This window comes from Pseudomonas arvensis, assembly GCF_056688935.1.
Window position 1 is genome coordinate 1,455,853 of record NZ_CP162038.1, and the last position, 17,347, is coordinate 1,473,199.

Sequence of the window (17,347 nt, forward strand, 5' to 3'; positions counted from 1 at the left end):
TAAGCCCCAACCGTGGTTTCCCGTCATGCTAAAAAGCGCAGGATGCGATCAATCGTCCCGCGAACCACCGAAAGCCGCGCAGCCACGCTGGACTTGACCGTTGATCCGCAATTCAGCGGTCATGTGTTGCAGGCTGCCACTGACGCTGTCCACGCAGCGTTGCGGGGCCACCCACAGCTCGACGTGCTGGTTGTTGGCTTCGGTCATCAGGTTGAAGCGACCGTCACCGATCTGCTCCTCTACATACGGCACTGCCAGTGGCGGCTGGCCTTCGCGCTCAAGCACCATGCCCTTGGCGGTGACGTTCATCGCCCAGGCGGGCTTGTGGCCGTTGGCGCGCAGGGTCATGCGCTTGAAGTCCGGGTCGTCGCAGGCGGCGGTCGAGCGTTCTACGCGATAGAGTTGTTGCAGGTCCACGCTGCCCTGAGTGCCGCTGGCAACGCCGGAGAACTTGCCGCGCAGGTCGGCAAACAATGCACCCTGCTGACCGGCCAGGGAGGCCGCTTCCTGCAGGATGCTGGTGCCACCGGTGTCGTTGATCACATAGTTGCGTTTGTCGTTGCACGGCTGGAACAAGAGCTTGCCACCGACGGCTGTGAGTTCCCCCTGCATGCGGGTCAGCCCCGCGAGAGAGGGCTTCGCCGGCTCGCTTTCGAACATCTGGCAAGCGGCGAACAGGGGAAGCAAGGCAAACAGGGCGAGGTTACGGACGGCACGCATAAGGGGTCTCCAGACAAGTGCCGCCACGTTACGCAGGCTGGCGATGCATCACAAGCCCGGCCGCCAGCTTCAGCCATTTCTGACAGGCGTAGAATTCAGCCTACGATAAAGGTCTGGCCGGTCTGCAAGCCTTCCACGCTTTTTGCGTAGGCCAATGCCACATCAGCGCCCGGAGCCGGTTTATAGCCACGGAAATACGGCGCGTAGCTGCCCATGGCTTCCACCAGTACCGTGGGGCTGACGGAGTTGATCCGCAGGCCCCGGGGCAATTCAATGGCGGCGGCCTTCACAAAGGCGTCGATTGCACCGTTGACCAATGCGGCCGAGGCGCCGGTACGAATCGGATCGCGGTTGAGAATGCCGCTGGTGAAGGTGAACGAGCCTGCGTCGTTGGCGTATTCACGGCCAATCAGCAGCAGGTTGACCTGGCCCATCAGCTTGTCACGCAGGCCCAGTTCAAAGTCGCTTTCGCTCATGTCCCCCAGCGCCACAAAATTCACACTGCCAGCGGCACAGACCAGGGCGTCGAACTTGCCGGTCTGCTCGAACAGCGTGCGGATCGAGGCACTGTCGCTGATATCCACCTGGAAGTCGCCGCTGCTGCGGCCGATGCTGATCACGTCATGACGCTGCGCCAGTTCGGCCTTAATGGCTGAACCGACGGTGCCGCTGGCGCCAATCAATAGGATTTTCATGGTGCAGTTCCTCCAGGGGTAAGTGAAGGTTCAGTCTAGAGTGGCTTTTCAAGCGGATAAACGTGCTAATAGGCAACCTTTGGTTTTCAAATGGAAACAATCCATGAGCGAGATGGATGACCTGGCGGCCTTTGCCGTACTGATCGAAGCGGGCAGCTTTACCGTGGCGGCCGAACAGCTGGGCTGCAGCAAAGGCCAGTTGTCCAAGCGCATCTCCCAGTTGGAGGCACAGTTTTCCGTTGTGTTGTTGCACCGCACCACACGCAAGCTCAGCCTGACGGCCGCTGGCGCGGCGTTGCTGCCGCAGGCCCAGGCATTGGTGGTGCAAGTAGAACGTGCGCGTCAGGCATTGGCGCGGCTCAAGGACGATCTGGCCGGGCCGGTGCGTATGACCGTTCCCGTTTCATTAGGCGAAACCTTCTTCGATGGCTTGTTGCTGGAGTTTTCCAGGCAGTACCCCCAGGTGCAGATCGAGCTTGAGCTCAACAACAGCTACCGAGACCTGGCGCGGGACGGTTTTGACTTGGGGGTGCGTTCGGGGGCGATCGAAAACGAGCGTCTGGTGGCCAAACCTTTGCTGGCCTGGCATGAGATGACCTGCGCCAGCCCCGCCTATCTGGAACAGCACGGCGAACCACTGACCCCGGCGGATCTTGCGGCGCATACCTGCTTGCTCAATAGCCACTACAGCGGTCGTGAGGAATGGCTGTATCACCAGCAGCACGAGTTGTTGCGGGTCAGGGTGAGTGGCACGTTCGCGTCCAACCACTACAACCTGTTGAAGAAGGCCGCGCTGGTCGGTGCCGGAATCGCCCGGCTGCCGTCCTACGTACTGCACTCGGAATTGGCTGACGGCCGATTGCGCTGGCTCCTGCGCGATTACCAGACGCGAAGCCTGCCGATGTACCTGGTTCACCCTTATCAAGGTGGCCTGCCCAGGCGTACCCAGATACTGGCTGACTACTTGGTGGACTGGTTCAAGCGCAGCGGCGAGGCGCTGGATCGGCTTTAACGGGAGCGGCGGGCAATCAAGTGGTCGATGGAAAAACAGCCTGGACCCTTGGCAACCAACAGCAACAACAAGGCAAGCCAAGTGCCGTGGGTAGGGTAGGCGTCCGGGTACACAAACAGCTGAATAACCAACGTCATGCCGATCAAGGCCAGGGCCGAGAACCGCGTGGCGAACCCCACCAATATCAGCACCGGGAAAAAGTGCTCGGCAAACGCCGCCATGTGCGCGGCCACTTCCGGCGACAACAACGGCACGTGGTACTCACTGCGAAACAGCGGCAATGTCGACGCGGCGAGTTTCGGTTCGCCCAGCTGGAACGTGCCGCTGATCAGGTCGATCGCGAAACCTTCGACCTTGGTTTGCCCGGATTTCCAGAACACGGCTGCAATGGAAAACCGCGCAATAAACGCGATCAGGCTGTAGGGGATTTTCTCGAAAAGCGCGATGGCCCGTCTGATGAGGCACGAAGGGGTGGTGTTCATGGCGATACCTTTTGTTCTGGGAGCAGGTGAGTGATGGCGTCGTGGTTGATCAGCAGTGACAGACATTGGTGCAGGTCAAATTCGGCGCAGGCTTCAAGGGCGTCTGCCACGGCCGTTTCCAATGCAGCGCCGTGGTTCAGGCTATTGATAAACGCGACCGAGCCGCCGTCGATGGCGAAGACCTTGACGCTCAGTCCGTGGCGCAGCACCAGTGCACTTTGTGCCTGCCAGGGATCAAGGCTGGCCAGGGCGCCCTCGGTCTGGTGCGCCGCCCAAACTGCGACCACCGCGTAGGCGCAGTTCAACGTGGCGAGGGATGGGTGCAGTTGCAGGCGTAATGCGCCCAGCGCCGTTTGGGCCTGCAGGTGTTGTAGTACGACCTGCTGATTCACCGACGGCGTATCCGCTGCGTGATAGGCACGAACCCGCAGGCGTTCCAAGCGGGCCATATCGGCCAGGTAAGGCACGCTGGCGGCGGGTTCGAAACCCTGGATGAAGTCGGCAAATGTGCTGCCGTAGTCGCTCATCAACGGGCTGTCGGGTGGTGAAGCCTGGACGTAAACGCTGGCCATTGCGCGGAAAAAATCATCACCTACCAGGCGCACCGTTACGGGGTACGCCGTGGCCAGTGCATTGATCAGTGCACTGTGGACATTGTTGCGATACACCGCAAAACGACTGGCCGGGTCGGCGCCGTTACTGCTGAACAGGCCGTCCGGGCAGGGCTGATCGGGCGCCAGCAAGGCGCTGGTGAATGCGTCGTGAAGGCTCATGGGCGGACCTGGGATAAATAGCGTTCGGCCTGATGGGCTTCAGCGTGCAACACGTTGAAGGCAGGCACTTGGTTGTCACGCTCAATCAGGGTGGCGACCGGGCCCGTGCGTGTGAGCACCTGCTCGTAAAGCTGCCATACCCTGTTGTCGATGGGGGCACCGTGGTCATCTATCAGCAGGCGATCACCCAGGCTGTCGGTGTCTTCGGCAAAACCTGCCAGATGAATCTCGCCCACGGCGTGCAACGGCAGGGCGTCGATGTAGGCCAGCGGGCTGCGTTGGTGATTGATACATGACACGTAGACGTTGTTCACGTCCAACAGCAAGCCGCAGCCGGTACGGCGGATGATCTCGCTGATGAAGTCGGTCTCGTCCAGGGTGGAGCGCTCGAACTGCAGGTAGGTCGATGGATTCTCCAGCAACATCGGCCGCTTGAGGGCGCTCTGCACCTGATCGACGTGTTCGCAGACCCGGTTCAGGGTGCTGGCGTCGTAGGCCAGGGGCAGCAAGTCATTGAGAAACACCGGGCCGTGGCTGGACCAGGCCAGGTGTTCGGAAAAAGAGTGGGGTTGGTAGCGTTCGATCAGCGCCGCAAGCCGTGCCAGGTGCTCACGGTTGAGCGGGCCTTCGCCGCCGATGGACAGGCCCACGCCATGCAGCGACAGCGGGTACTGTTGGCGAATCAACCCCAGGTAATGATGGAAAGGGCCGCCGGCGACCATGTAGTTCTCGGCGTGCACTTCAAAAAAACCGATATCGGGAAGGGTCTGGAGCACCTCGTTGAAGTGCTCGCTCTTGAGCCCCAGCCCGGCCCTGGAAGGAAGGCCGGGTGCCTGAGCCGTTGAGACCTTGTGCAGAGTGGAAAGCGTCATCATCCGTACTCAGGCTATGCAGGGTTTCAGGACTTGGCGGTGAAGGCCGCTTCCTGGCCGAAGCCGGTCGGCGAGGTAGAGCTTGGGGTTTGGGTGCAGGTGCCGGCGGGGACCAGTTTCCAGGCGTTGGCCTGATCCTTGGTTTTCGACGTGCCCGCACAAGAAGTGCCCGCGCCTGCGGCGCAATCGTTTTTGCCGGCTTCTGCGACGCCGAAGCATTTCTGCATGTCGTCGGCGGCATGGGCGGTGGTGGTCAGGGCGGACAGGCTCAGGGCGGAACCCAGGGCCAGGATGAGGGCGGAGGCGGACAGTTTGGTGGTCATGGTGTATCTCCAGTAGTGGTCGTGTGGGCAGGCTTGAGTGCCTGCATGCACCACTAGAGAGGGGAGGGCTGAGTTCGTTACATGCGGATGGAAAATAATTATTCAGGGATCACGCGAAACAAATGTGGGAGGGGGCAAGCCCCCTCCCACATTTAGCTCCGGTTTATTCAGCAACCGTCTCTTAGCCGCCCAGGTACGCCTCCCGTACCTTCGGATCGGTCAGCAACTGCTCACCCGTGCCCTGCATCACCACCCGACCGTTTTCCAATACATAGGCGCGGTCGGCGATTTTCAGCGCCTGGTTGGCGTTCTGTTCCACCAAAAACACGGTCACACCGTCTTTGCGCAGCTGTTCGATGATGTCGAAAATCTGCTGGATGATGATCGGTGCCAGGCCCAGGGACGGTTCGTCCAGCAGCAGCAGCTTGGGCTTGCTCATCAGCGCCCGGCCGATGGCGAGCATTTGCTGCTCGCCGCCGGACATGGTGCCGCCGCGCTGGCTGAAGCGTTCCTTGAGCCTTGGAAACAGGTGCAGCACCTTGTCCATCTGCTCCTGGTAGTCGCCCTTGTCGGTGAAGAACCCGCCCATGGCGAGGTTCTCTTCGACGGTCAGGCGCGAGAACACGCGGCGGCCTTCCGGCACTACGGCGATGCTCTTGCGCATAATGTGCGACGACTCCTGGCCCACCAGCTCTTCACCCATGTAGCGGATGCTGCCGCTGTGGGCCTGGGGTGAACCGCACAAGGTCATCAGCAAGGTGGACTTGCCGGCGCCGTTGGCGCCGATCAGGGTCACGATTTCACCCTGGCGCACTTCCACATTGACGCTGTGCAGGGCCTGGATCTTGCCGTAGAAAGTGGAAACGTTTTCGAATTGCAGCATTTTACGCTTCCCCCAAATAGGCTTTGATCACTTCAGGATTGTCGCGGATCTGCTCCGGCGTCCCGTCGGCCAGCGGCGTGCCCTGGTTGATCACCACGATGTGGTCGGAAATGCTCATGACCAGTTTCATGTCGTGTTCGATCAACAGCACCGTGGCATTGTTTTCCTCACGCAGCACGCCAATCAGCGCCTTGAGGTCTTCGGTTTCCCTGGGGTTCAGGCCGGCCGCTGGTTCGTCGAGCATGAGGATCCGCGGGCGGGTCATCATGCAGCGGGCGATTTCCAGGCGACGTTGCTGACCATAGGCCAGGGTGCCGGCAGGGCGGTTGGCGAACTCGGTCAAGTTGACCTTGTCCAGCCAGTACTCCGCATACTCCATGGCCTCGCGCTCGCTTTTGCGGAACGCCGGGGTCTTGAACAGGCCTGCAAAGAAGTTGGTGTTCAGGTGACGGTGTTGGGCGATCAACAGGTTCTCGACCGCCGTCATGTCCTTGAACAACCGCACGTTCTGGAAGGTACGCACCACGCCCTTGCGGGCGATCTCGTGGCCGGCCAAACCCTGGATCGGCTGACCGTCCAGCAGGATGCTGCCACCGCTCGGCTTGTAGAAGCCGGTGAGGCAGTTGAACACTGTGGTCTTGCCGGCGCCGTTGGGGCCGATCAATGCCACTACCTGTTTCTCCTTGACGGTCAGGGCCACGCCGTTGACCGCCAGCAAACCGCCAAAGCGCATGCTCAGATTTTCGACTTTCAGGATCTCGCGGCTCATTTGCGCAGCTCCATGTGTGGACGTTGCATGGGCAGCAGGCCTTGAGGGCGCCAGATCATCATCAGCACCATCATGGCGCCGAACATCAACATGCGGTATTCGCTGAACTCACGCATCATTTCCGGCAGCAGGATCATTACGATTGCCGCCAGGATCACGCCCAGTTGCGAGCCCATGCCACCCAGAACCACGATGGCGAGGATGATCGCCGATTCGATAAAGGTGAACGACTCCGGGGTGACCAGGCCTTGGCGCGCAGCAAAGAAGCTGCCGGCGAAACCGGCGAACGCGGCACCGAGGGTGAAGGCGGAGAGCTTGATGATGGTCGGGTTCAGGCCCAGGGCGCGGCAGGCGATCTCATCTTCGCGCAGCGCTTCCCATGCACGGCCAATCGGCATGCGCAGCAAGCGGTTGATCACGAACAGTGCTGCCAGCGCCAGCAACAGCGCGACCAGGTACAGGAACACCACTTTGCTCACCGGGTTGTAGGCAATCCCGAAGTACTCGTGGAAAGTCTGCATGCCCTCGGCGGCGGTGCGGTCGAATGACAGCCCGAAGAACGTTGGCTTGGGGATGCTGCTGATGCCGTTGGGGCCGCCGGTGATGTCCGTGAGGTTACGCAGGAACAGGCGGATGATTTCCCCGAAGCCCAACGTCACGATGGCCAGGTAGTCACCGCGCAGGCGCAGCACCGGGAAGCCCAGCAGGAAGCCGAACGTGGCCGCCGCCATGCCGGCCAGCGGCAGGCAGATCCAGAAACTCCAGCCCAGGTAGTGCGAGAGCAGCGCGTAGGTGTAGGCACCCACGGCGTAGAAGCCCACATAGCCCAGATCGAGCAGGCCGGCGAGGCCCACCACGATGTTCAGGCCCAGGCCCAGCAGCACGTAGATCAGGATCAGGGTAGCGATATCCACCGCCCCGCGCGAGCCGAAGAACGGCCAGATCAACGCGGCCACGATCAGGCCGATGATGATGTAGCGCTGGGTGCGCGGCAGGGTCAGGAATTGGCTGACCTTGGGCGATACCAACGGGCCGCGGTTGCGCTTGAGCAAGGCACCGACCTGATCGCTGAACAGCACGCGCAGGAACATCAGCACCGAGCACAGGGCAATGATGGTCAGGGTCACGGGACCGGTGCCATGCACTTCCAGGTTGATGCCGACAATGCTCAGCTTGAGGCCGAGTACCGGAAAGGCCACGGCCCATACCAGCAAGGCGCTGAAAAACGCCGATTTAAGATATCTGCTCATACTTTCTCAACCTCCGGACGGCCCAGGATGCCGGTCGGACGGAACAACAGCACCAGAACCAACAGGCCGAACGCGACGACGTCCTTGTATTGGTCGCCGAAGATATCGGCACCAAACGCCTCGGCCACACCCAGCACCAGCCCGCCGAGCATCGCGCCCGGGATACTGCCGATGCCGCCCAATACCGCCGCGGTAAAGGCCTTGAGCCCTACCAGGAAACCGGCGTTGGGGTTGATCACGCCGTACTGCATGCTCAGCAGCACCGCCGCAACAGCGGCCAGCGCGGCACCGATCACGAAGGTCAGGGCGATGATGTTGTTGGTGTTGATGCCCAGCAGGTTGGCCATCTTGATGTCTTCGGCGCAGGCCCGGCAGGCGCGCCCCAGACGGGAGCGGGAGATGAACAGGGTCAAGCCCAGCATCGCCACCAGGGTGACGACGAAAACCAGGACCTGCATGTACGAAATCAGCACTTCTTGTGCGCCACCCGGGCCGAAGGAGAAGCTCCCCGGGATCAGGTTGGGAATGGACTTGTCCTTGGAATCCTGGGACAGCAGTACGGTGTTCTGCAGGAAAATCGACATGCCGATGGCGGAAATCAGCGGGATCAGGCGGTTGCTGCCACGCAAGGGACGGTAGGCAACACGCTCGATACTGTAGCCATAGGCACTGGTCACGATGATCGACGCGAGGAACGCAGCGGTCATCAACAGCGGCAGGGAGTGGATACCCATCATGGCCAGCCCGGCAAGGGCGATGAAGGCCACGTAGGAACCAATCATGTACACCTCGCCATGGGCGAAGTTGATCATTCCAATGATGCCGTAAACCATTGTGTAGCCAATGGCTATCAAGGCATAGGTGCTGCCAACGGTCATACCGTTAACCAGCGTTTGGAAAAAATGATAGATCTCAGGCATTACAGCGCTCCTAAAAACCCGATACGCATTTCACTGGTGGAGTCATGTTCCGGCCCTGTGCTGTGTTCTGTGAGCACATTTGCACAAAGCGTTTGCCAGCGAACCGCTGGTGACGGTTTTAAGATTTTCAGGTGAGCCAGCGCCCGGATCGCGGGTGACAGGCCCATAAACCTCGTAAAACAAAGCCCACTGCTCTCACAGTGGGCTTGTTGGACCAGTAACGCCTGGCTTACTGAGGGGAAACTTCGGTTTTAGGTTTGCCGAAGTGCCATTCGTAGACCACGAACTTGAAGTCCTTCAGGTCGCCCTTGGCGTCGAAGCTCAGCTCGCCGGTAGGGGTCTTGAAGGTGCCTGCGTGGATGGCAGCAGCCACTTTGGCGGTGTCATCGCTCTTCGCGGCGGCGATACCACCAGCGATCACTTCAACAGCCGAGTAGGCCGGGAACACGAACGGACCGGTTGGGTCCTGCTTGTTCTTGGTGAACTCTTCAACAATGGCCTTGTTGGCTGGATCGGTGTCGAAAGACTTCGGCAGGGTCACCAGCAGACCTTCGGAAGCGTTCTGGGCGATTTGCGAGATGGAGTCGTTGCCGACGCCTTCAGGGCCCATGAACTTGGCGTTCACGCCTTTTTCCTTGGCTTGGCGCAGGATCAGGCCCAGCTCAGGGTGGTAGCCACCGTAGTAGACGAAGTCGACGTTGGCTTGCTTGAGCTTCTGGATCAGCGAGCCGAAGTCCTTGTCGCCAGCGTTGATACCTTCGAAGAGGGCAACTTTCACGCCTTTCTTCTCGAGAGTCTGTTTAACGGCGGTGGCGATGCCTTCACCGTATTGCTGCTTGTCGTGGATGACTGCAACGACTTTTGGCTTCACGTGGTCGGCAATGTAGTTGCCGGCCGCCGGGCCTTGGGCGCTGTCCAGGCCGATGGTGCGGAACACCAGCTTATAGCCACGGGAAGTGATTTCCGGGCTGGTGGCCGCCGGGGTGATCATGATCACGCCTTCGTCTTCATAGATGTCGGACGCTGGCTGAGTGGAGCTGGAGCAGAGGTGACCGACCACGAACTTGACGCCGTCGTTGACCACTTTGTTGGCCACGGCCACGGCTTGTTTAGGATCGCAAGCGTCGTCGTATTCCTTGGCTTCAAGCATTTTGCCGTCGACGCCGCCTTTGGCGTTGATGTCGGCGATTGCCTGCTTGGCACCCATGAATTGCATGTCGCCGTATTGCGTTACAGGACCCGTCTTCGGACCGGCGATGCCGATCTTGATGGTGTCAGCTGCGAACGAATGGCCGGCAACCCCAGCCAGGACCATAGCGGCAAACAGTTTGGAAATCTGCTTAGTAGCCTTATTCATAGTGCTCCACTCTTACTGTTGTATTTTTTATAGTTCTAGCGGCCTTGTGAGCTGCAGAACCGGATCAGATATCTCGGATATCCCCCCGGCAGTGCCCTGGCAACTGTACCGGTACAGTGTAGAGCGCCGATTCATCGCTTGAAAAGCTGGCTGCTGGGGGCAAAAGCCGGGTGTGTCGCTTTAATGAAAGAAAAAGACAGAATTGCGGCGGGGTGATGCCAGAGTTTCGGGCAATCCTTGGCTTTCCTGACACTTTCTATCGATGACTCATTTGCAACTGGGTTTTTCTAGCTTGGCCGCGACGTTATGATTGCGCCGATTTTTTCCCAAGGTGAATTCCCATGACGCAAGAACCTAGCACCCTCTATGCCAAGCTGCTCGGTGAAACGGCCGAAATTTCCTGGAAGGAGCTTGAGCCGTTCTTCGCCAAGGGTGCCCTATTGTGGGTCGACGCCGATCTGGATTTGATCGAAGCCGCCGAGGGAATGGCCGAGGACAACCGTGACAAAGTCGCTGCCTGGCTGGCCTCGGGCAGCCTGGGCGAAGTGTCTGCAACGCGGGCATTGGACCTTGTGGCGCGTGACCCTGGCTTGTGGGCGGTGGTGGTTTCGCCGTGGATACTGATCCAGGAAAGGGCGGCGCAATAGCTGTTGGCACCAAAACGGTGCGCGTAATCCCGCTGCAAAAGTGTGTAGCCGAGTAACCGCAATCGACGTGATGGCATGTTGCCGTGAAGAAAGGTCACAGCTCAGGGTGACGTGCGCGTCATGGGAACAGTTTTCCCGTGGGCGAACGGCTGGGAGAATTGTTTCTCGGTGTTAATAGATGGAAGTCGGAGGTCAGAACATTCCGTAGGAAGCGGTGAATTCCGGTAAAGTTCGCCGCTTGTTACCCGGAGCTAGTTATGCCGTCAGCGCTGCCCCCTTTAGCCAAGCCCTCGCACCAACTGCTTTACCTTATCTACGGTAATCAGGACGTTTATCGGCGCGAAGCCAAATTCAGCATCCTCACCGCCTTGTCCCAGCTGAAAGCGGGCGAGTCGTTGTGCATTCGGGTCATGACCGATCGCCCCCAGGACTACCTCGGCTGGCCGGTTGAAACCATCACCCTGGATGAACAGACCCTGACCCAATGGCAGGGTGAGAACGGCTATACCCACCGCCGCAAGGCCTGCGCGATTGCCCACGGGCTGACGCTGGCGGACAAAACCCTGTTTGTCGACACCGACACCCTGTTCCTCAAATCCCCCCATCGTGTGTTCGAGCTGATCGAGCCGGGCCAGTACGTGATGGATGGCTTCGAGTACGACTGGAGTTACGTCTGCCAGCGTGCGGACTACCTCAAGCTGGGCGAACACCTACAGGCCCACGGCATCTGTGCCGATAACAGCTTCAAGCTCTACAACAGTGGCCTGTGCGGTGTGCGCGCCAGTGATGCGCCGCTGCTCGAAGCGTCTATCCGCCTGATCGACGAGTGGACCCAGCACACGTTCGATATCCACACCATCGAGCAAATCGCGATTTCCTTTGCGATGCGCGATCAGAAGGTGCGCGAGGCGCGCAAGTTCGTGCATCACTACTTTGCCGACAAGCGCTTCTTCCATGCCATGCAGGCGCACTTCTTCACGCTGCACGGTGAGGTATTCGGTCCCGAGTTGGTAGCGCGTTGCCTGGATGTGCCGCAGGTCAAGCCCGTGCCGTCGCCCTGGCAGCGGCTGCGTATCAAATGGAAGCTGCGCAATCAGCGCAAACACGTCAAAAAGGTCGGCCGCGATCTGCTCTACGGCAGTTCGGCACCTGAGCATCCGTACTACGACGTGTGCCGACATGGCTGGTGGGAATCGGCATCGCGGGAGATTCGCGGCTGGAATGAGGCCGAGCAGAAGCGGTTTTTCGGCGCCAAAGACGCCGGCTGGCCGAAGCATATCCCCCGGCCTGCCAAGCGCGCTGACGAAAAGACCATCATCGCGTTCCTGCGCCAACGCATGACGCACTGAGCTGGCGACGGCGCCACGCGGCGCCGTCGCACAGTGCTAGGCGGTTTTGCCGGTGTGGTTGTTCAACGAAATTACCTTGGTCTTGCCGATGCGGTGACGGTAGATCTCGCGCAGGTACTTGATCGCTTTCTTCACGCAGTCCCGTGACAGACGAATGTCATTGATCGACACGAACTTGTCTTTGTCGTTGATCAACTCGCGGTACTTCTTTTCATACATCGGCTTGATCGCGTACCAGTTGGTGTCGAGGATCTTCGCCGGGTTTTCAAACTCGTTGAGCAACTCGTCGATCCGGTCTTCGTCGAAGTCCTCGTGGATGATGAAGTCCAGGATCGAGTTGTCCAGAGTGTCGTCGAAGCGGTACGGGTTGCGTGCGAAGCAGCGTTTGATAAAGGCCACGATCAGCGTCAGGAAGTCATCCGACAGGCACGGGCTCTTGGCGATCAAGGTGGTCAGCGACAGGTTGGCCGAGGCGCCGATCACCAGGGCATAGCGCTTGAGGGTGGTGTTGGGGAACAGGCTGTTGAGGTGGGTCTTGAGTCGGTTCAGGTCCATATAGGACAGCTTGTAGTCCTTGGGCAGCGAGACGATGGACACCACCGACGAGCAGTTCTTGAAGAAGTGCAGGTCGTGCAGCGCCGCCGCGTCATAGCCGGAGTTCTTGTACTGCTCCAGGGACGCCTTGTAGCGCTTGGACTCGATCGGCAACAAGCTGATGCCTTCGATGGCCTGGGTGACTTTGTTGAAGTGCGGCAGGTCGATGGAGCGGAAGAACAGGTCGTCGATGTTCAGGCGTTGCGGCTCTTTTTCGAAGACTTTGAACTTGTCATTCGACGGCGCCGGGGTTTCCGGGACCACGGACTCGGCGTAGGCAATCGCCACCGGGCCGGCCAGGCTCATGAACAGGTCGTTGGCGTCCAGGCGGATGGTTTCGCCGATGTCGATGCCGGCGCGACGGAAGTAGTTCTGGTCGTAGTCGGTGGTCACGGCCTGGGCGGTGAGGATGTTGAAGATCTGTTGGGAGATGTACTGGTTGGCGTGTTTTTCCATGGCATTGACGTCAATGTTCTGGATGTTGCCGTCATCGCTTTCTTCGGCGTAACGCATGATGTCGTTGGAGATCAGCATCATCGCGTTCCACGGACGGATACGCCCCTTCACACTGGCTTCGCTGCTGTCCTCGTTGTCGAAGTTGTACGAGAAGTCCCACTCTTCCGACAGGTATTTGCACAGCAGCCGTCCGGCATTGATGTGCAACGCTTCGGACATTTCGCTGCGGTGATCGGAAATATTCGGCAGTACGCAAATGCCGCTGGTGAAGATCGGTTCGAACACGAAAGCGTGGCCGCTCTTGCTGTCGTGCTCGTCGGCGGGCTTGGTGTCGAACGTCTTGTTCATGTACGAGTGCTGCTGGGCCAGGCCGAATTCCGAGGCCATGCCCGAGCCGGTGCCGCCACCGGCGCTGAAGATCGAAAAATACAGGCGCGACTGGTTGGCCTTGATACCGCAGGAGTCGATCAGGTACGAGTGGATCATCTTCCAGTCAGGGCTGGAAAAACGCTGGGTGTCTTTATTGAGGATGATCTTGGCCAGGTACTGGCCGAGGATCGGCGCATTACCGGCGCCGCCGGCATGGACTTCCGACAGGTCCATGATTTTCATCTTGCTGTAATCGCGCAGGAAGCCGCTTTTTTCGCTCTTGCGCGAGAAGCGGATACGCCCGGCAATGTCCTTGTCCAGGTCGCCGAGCATCACCAATGGTTCCACCAGAAACACCGGCTTGCTGGCTTTGCCGCCGCCCAGGCGCAGGTTGTTGCGGATCCACTGGGTGGGGCTGTAACCCTTGTCCTGATGGCTCTTTTTAAATTGAAGCTTATCTTCGTTGCTGAACTCGTTCAGGTAGAACTTGCGCGCGTTGTACACCAACTCCGCCACGTCCAGCGCAATGTTCGAACCGCAGCGCCCCAGGCCGATCAGGCACACCGACGGGAATTCCTGCTCGCTGCGCTGCTCGCCGTCCATTTCCAACTGAGGCGGGCGCGGGAACACCATGTCGCGCAGGCCGTCGAGGTTATCGAGGATGCGGTCGGTATTGGTCTCGGTGAAGTACAGGTATTGCTGGGTGGACAGCGGGCGGGCGCTGCTCGATGACTTTGAACCTGAGGATTTTTCCGCAGGAGCTGTGGGCAACACGTCGGATACCACGGTGGCAGAGTTATTTTTAGAAGTCATGGTGCGCCATGTGCCTGGGCGGATGGCTGAAAAGAATAAAACGGCCATCACGGAGTGGGAGTTCGCGACTTTGCAGTGCGTCCTTGTCCGGGATAATCGGGTTTGACCCTGTGTTCTCAGGGCAAACCTGGCCGGACTCTGATGAATCGGCCGTTTGTCGGGAATCTTGAGATAAATGATGGCGAAATGCCAAAGATTCGGCGTCAGCGAATTGGCCTGACGATGGAAGGGGTGCCTGAGCGCGCCGGGGACGGTTCTTTCGGCGGGCTGGTGTCCTTGGCCGCCGTGCCACTCAACGGATTGAGCGGGTTGCGCATATCGATACCCTGCATCACGCCGATGATGTCGCTGGCGGGCACCGCCGGGCTCAGCAGGTAGCCCTGGACGTAATCACAGCCGTGCTTGAGCAGCAAGTCGAACTGGGCCTGGGTTTCCACGCCTTCGGTCACCACGTGCAGGTGCAGGGTATGGGCCATGCCGATGATCGCCTGGACGATTTCGATATCGGTCGCCGACTTGGGAATGTCCTGGATAAACGAACGATCGATCTTCAAGGTGTTGAGCGGCAGGCGCTTGAGGTAGGCGAGGGAGGAGTAGCCGGTGCCGAAGTCGTCGATGGACAGCGACACACCCAGCGCCCGGATTTGCCGCAACAGCGCCAGGGTGCTGCTGATGTTGCCCATCAGCGCATTTTCAGTCACTTCCAGTTCCAGGCGGTCGGCGCCGATTCCGCTGAAGCGCAGGGCGTCCTCGATTTCGTCCGCCAGCTCATCGCGGGCCAGGTTCAGGGCCGAGCAATTCACCGTCATGGTCAGGTCGGTATAGCCTCGGTCGCAGAGCAGGCTCAAGTCGTGGCAGGCCTGGCGCAGTACCCAGTGGTCGAGGTCGGCGATCAGCCCGTTGCTTTCGGCAATGCCGATAAACCGGTCCGGGGCCAGCAGCCCATGTTGCGGATGTTGCCAGCGCACCAAGGCTTCCAGGCGCGTGACCTTGCCCAGTTTCATGTCAAAGATCGGTTGGTAGAACAGCACCAGTTGGTTCTGGGCGCGCAGGGCGCTGCGCAGTTCTTCTTCCAATTGCAGTTCGAGGAAGGCCCTGGTTTTCAGGTTGGAGCTGAAGAAGTTCAGACTGTTACGTCCCGTTTCTTTGGACTGGTACAGCGCCAGGTCGGCGGTCTTCAGCAGCTCTTCGCAGGTCGCGCCGTCATCGGGAAACAGGCTGATGCCGATGCTGGTGGTCATTACCATGCGTCGGCCGGCCAGTTCGATGGGCTCTTTCATTTTCTGCATGATGCGCTGGGCCAGGTGCCGCGCTTCGTCGCGGTGGTGGACGCTGATCAGGATGCAGAACTCATCGCCGCCAAACCGGGCGACCACGTCTGCATGGCTGCGCACCGAGCCTTTGATATGGCTGGCGAGTACGGTGAGCAATTGATCGCCGGCGTCATGGCCGAGGCTGTCGTTGATGCGCTTGAAGTGGTCGATGTCCAGGAAAATCACCGCCATCATGCCGTTTGACGCGGTCTTTTCGGCGATTTTTTCCGCAAAGATCTGATTGAAACCCCGGCGATTGAGCAGGCTGGTCAGGGCGTCGTAATGGGCCACCTGTTGCAGGGAGGCACGCGCCTGGTCCAGTTCGCTGAGCAGCGCGTTGACCCGTCGCAGGTCGCGCTCCTTGTGTTGCAGCTTCTTGTCCGCCAGGGCCGCGCTGATGCTGCTGCCGATCACCAGCAAGGTGATCACGGCGACCGACAGACCCAGTTGGATGGGGTTGTTGTCCTGCGTCAACGAAAGGTCGGCGCCCGTGGGCACAATCAGTCGCATCGCCGCCATGCCGGTAAAATGCATGCTCAGAATGCCCGCGCCCAGCACCAGGCTGGCGGCGTATTTGAGCAGTTGATGAAAGACCCCGGCGCCGGTGCGCAGGTAGCTGGACAGCAACAACGCCGCCAGGCTGGCGCCCATGGCAATGCCCAGGGACGCAAAGAACAGCCCCGACTCGAAGTACATCTGAGCCTGGGAGTGCATGGCCGACATGCCGACGTAGTGCATCAAGGTGATGCCAAACCCCATCCACACCGACGCCAGCAGGTACTGGTGCAAGCGCACATTGGTATGGCTGAGGGTTTTCATGGCGAACAATGAGGCGATCAGGGCGATCAGCAGCGACGCGAACGTGGTGATCAGTTCGTAGTGAATGGCAATGGGCGCCTGGAAGGCCAGCATGCTGATGAAGTGGGTGGACCAGATGCCACCCGCCAGGCATCCGGCACCCAGCCAGCGCCAGTGGCGGCGCGCGGTGGGGTCTTCGACATGGCCAACGCGTTCGGCCATGTCCAGCGTGCCGAACCCCGCCGCACAGGCGACCAGGTAGGCCAGTAGCACCAGGAAAGGGTTATGACTGCAATTGAGTAATAAGTGCCCGTTCTCTGGAAGGTCGGTAAAGAAGTGCAGACCCAGCCATTCCATAGCATGTCCCGTCATAGCGTCACGTCACAGCCTACGGCAGTGACCTATGAGGTCGAGTATAGAAGCCTCGAAGGATTTGCCAGGGATAATGGCACTTTGCTCTCAATGATTTTGGCATGCCGCTCATAGCGATTAATGCTAAGCGCTGATGGGCAGCTCCAATTCGAATGGCGCTTGCAACGGCGGCAGGCCAAATGCGGCGCGGGCTGCATCGCAATCTAGGCTCTGCTCGCCCTGGCTCCACGACGCATCGAATTCTCGGCAGGTGCTTGAGCGTTGCTCATAAATTGAGCAGCTGGTGCCTTTGCCGACTTCGCCTTCAAGGCTGCAGCAGCGCGCGGGCTTCTGGTCGGTGCCGATCATCGCGACGCGCGTCGGGTTGATCTGGACCACCAGGTCATCGGGCACTGTGCCGCCCGACGAGGCGCACTCACCCCAGAAGAAAGACACTCGGAAGTATGAACAGCAGGCACCGCAACTCAGACACGGACTGGCTTCGGACATGGGCGTCGTCAATAAGAAAAGTAAGAAGGGGGGCTACGGGAAGGCTCGCCATTCTATCCGTGCCATGGCCGTTGGGAAGAGGGGAGCGCAC

General features: G+C 59.7%; 17 protein-coding genes. 3 read left to right on the forward strand and 14 right to left on the reverse strand.

Translation table 11 applies throughout. From position 1 onward, the window contains the following. Nucleotides 1–48: 48 nt before the first annotated feature. Both AB3G88_RS06625 and AB3G88_RS06630 read right to left on the reverse strand, forming a co-directional pair. Complete coding sequence (locus AB3G88_RS06625) at nt 49–720, reverse strand: COG3650 family protein (RefSeq protein WP_112193893.1); 672 nt, start codon at nt 718–720, stop codon at nt 49–51. Nucleotides 721–815: 95 nt separating this feature from the next. Continuing rightward, nucleotides 816–1,415, reverse strand: coding sequence for a short chain dehydrogenase (locus tag AB3G88_RS06630; RefSeq protein WP_112193895.1), 600 nt, complete (start codon nt 1,413–1,415; stop codon nt 816–818). A 103-nt stretch (nt 1,416–1,518) separates the two neighbouring features. Here AB3G88_RS06630 and AB3G88_RS06635 point away from each other — a divergent pair, with 103 nt between their 5' ends. Beyond that, nucleotides 1,519–2,427: a LysR family transcriptional regulator gene (locus AB3G88_RS06635; RefSeq protein WP_480453506.1), complete on the forward strand. Its 909-nt coding sequence runs from the start codon at nt 1,519–1,521 to the stop codon at nt 2,425–2,427. On the opposite strand, the gene AB3G88_RS06640 is transcribed toward AB3G88_RS06635, so the two are convergent. The 9 genes from AB3G88_RS06640 to AB3G88_RS06680 all read right to left on the reverse strand — a co-directional run bounded on the left by AB3G88_RS06640 (nt 2,424) and on the right by AB3G88_RS06680 (nt 10,056). Continuing rightward, nucleotides 2,424–2,909 (reverse strand): DoxX family protein, encoded by a 486-nt coding sequence (locus AB3G88_RS06640; protein WP_099583314.1) that lies wholly within the window; start codon nt 2,907–2,909, stop codon nt 2,424–2,426. The genes AB3G88_RS06635 and AB3G88_RS06640 overlap by 4 nt on opposite strands. Next, entirely contained in the window at nt 2,906–3,682 is a 777-nt protein-coding gene (locus tag AB3G88_RS06645) for an HvfC/BufC family peptide modification chaperone (protein WP_400525460.1), read from the reverse strand. The genes AB3G88_RS06640 and AB3G88_RS06645 overlap by 4 nt, the downstream gene beginning before the upstream one ends. Further along, nucleotides 3,679–4,557, reverse strand: coding sequence for an MNIO family bufferin maturase (gene bufB, locus AB3G88_RS06650; protein WP_480453507.1), 879 nt, complete (start codon nt 4,555–4,557; stop codon nt 3,679–3,681). The genes AB3G88_RS06645 and bufB overlap by 4 nt, the downstream gene beginning before the upstream one ends. 23 nt (nt 4,558–4,580) lie before the next feature. After that, nucleotides 4,581–4,877 carry a BufA1 family periplasmic bufferin-type metallophore gene (locus AB3G88_RS06655; RefSeq protein WP_112193901.1) on the reverse strand — a complete coding sequence of 99 codons (297 nt, stop codon included), beginning with the start codon at nt 4,875–4,877 and terminating at the stop codon, nt 4,581–4,583. A 181-nt stretch (nt 4,878–5,058) separates the two neighbouring features. Further along, nucleotides 5,059–5,760, reverse strand: a complete 702-nt coding sequence (locus tag AB3G88_RS06660; RefSeq protein ID WP_078731918.1) for an ABC transporter ATP-binding protein — start codon at nt 5,758–5,760, stop codon at nt 5,059–5,061. Between the two features lies 1 nt (nt 5,761). Beyond that, complete coding sequence (gene livG, locus AB3G88_RS06665) at nt 5,762–6,529, reverse strand: high-affinity branched-chain amino acid ABC transporter ATP-binding protein LivG (RefSeq protein ID WP_099583310.1); 768 nt, start codon at nt 6,527–6,529, stop codon at nt 5,762–5,764. Next, on the reverse strand, nt 6,526–7,779 hold the full coding sequence (locus AB3G88_RS06670) for a high-affinity branched-chain amino acid ABC transporter permease LivM (protein WP_099583309.1): 1,254 nt from the start codon (nt 7,777–7,779) through the stop codon (nt 6,526–6,528). The genes livG and AB3G88_RS06670 overlap by 4 nt, the downstream gene beginning before the upstream one ends. After that, nucleotides 7,776–8,699 (reverse strand): high-affinity branched-chain amino acid ABC transporter permease LivH, encoded by a 924-nt coding sequence (livH, locus tag AB3G88_RS06675; protein WP_025855194.1) that lies wholly within the window; start codon nt 8,697–8,699, stop codon nt 7,776–7,778. Before livH ends, AB3G88_RS06670 begins: the two co-directional genes overlap by 4 nt. A 229-nt stretch (nt 8,700–8,928) precedes the next feature. Further along, a complete protein-coding gene (locus tag AB3G88_RS06680) occupies nt 8,929–10,056 on the reverse strand; it encodes a branched-chain amino acid ABC transporter substrate-binding protein (RefSeq protein WP_099583308.1) in 1,128 nt (375 codons plus the stop codon). 341 nt (nt 10,057–10,397) lie between these two features. Between AB3G88_RS06680 and AB3G88_RS06685 the strand changes: the two genes are divergently transcribed. After that, on the forward strand, nt 10,398–10,703 hold the full coding sequence (locus AB3G88_RS06685; protein ID WP_112193908.1) for a DUF2288 domain-containing protein: 306 nt from the start codon (nt 10,398–10,400) through the stop codon (nt 10,701–10,703). Nucleotides 10,704–10,960: 257 nt separating this feature from the next. Further along, nucleotides 10,961–12,052, forward strand: coding sequence for a hypothetical protein (locus tag AB3G88_RS06690; RefSeq protein WP_480453508.1), 1,092 nt, complete (start codon nt 10,961–10,963; stop codon nt 12,050–12,052). A gap of 36 nt (nt 12,053–12,088) precedes the next feature. On the opposite strand, the gene AB3G88_RS06695 is transcribed toward AB3G88_RS06690, so the two are convergent. The 3 genes from AB3G88_RS06695 to AB3G88_RS06705 all read right to left on the reverse strand — a co-directional run bounded on the left by AB3G88_RS06695 (nt 12,089) and on the right by AB3G88_RS06705 (nt 17,256). Further along, nucleotides 12,089–14,284, reverse strand: coding sequence for a hypothetical protein (locus AB3G88_RS06695; RefSeq protein ID WP_158876249.1), 2,196 nt, complete (start codon nt 14,282–14,284; stop codon nt 12,089–12,091). Between the two features lie 203 nt (nt 14,285–14,487). Continuing rightward, nucleotides 14,488–16,752, reverse strand: coding sequence for a putative bifunctional diguanylate cyclase/phosphodiesterase (locus tag AB3G88_RS06700; protein WP_112193914.1), 2,265 nt, complete (start codon nt 16,750–16,752; stop codon nt 14,488–14,490). A 138-nt stretch (nt 16,753–16,890) separates the two neighbouring features. After that, a complete protein-coding gene (locus AB3G88_RS06705) occupies nt 16,891–17,256 on the reverse strand; it encodes a YkgJ family cysteine cluster protein (protein WP_099583304.1) in 366 nt (121 codons plus the stop codon). Nucleotides 17,257–17,347 lie beyond the last annotated feature (91 nt).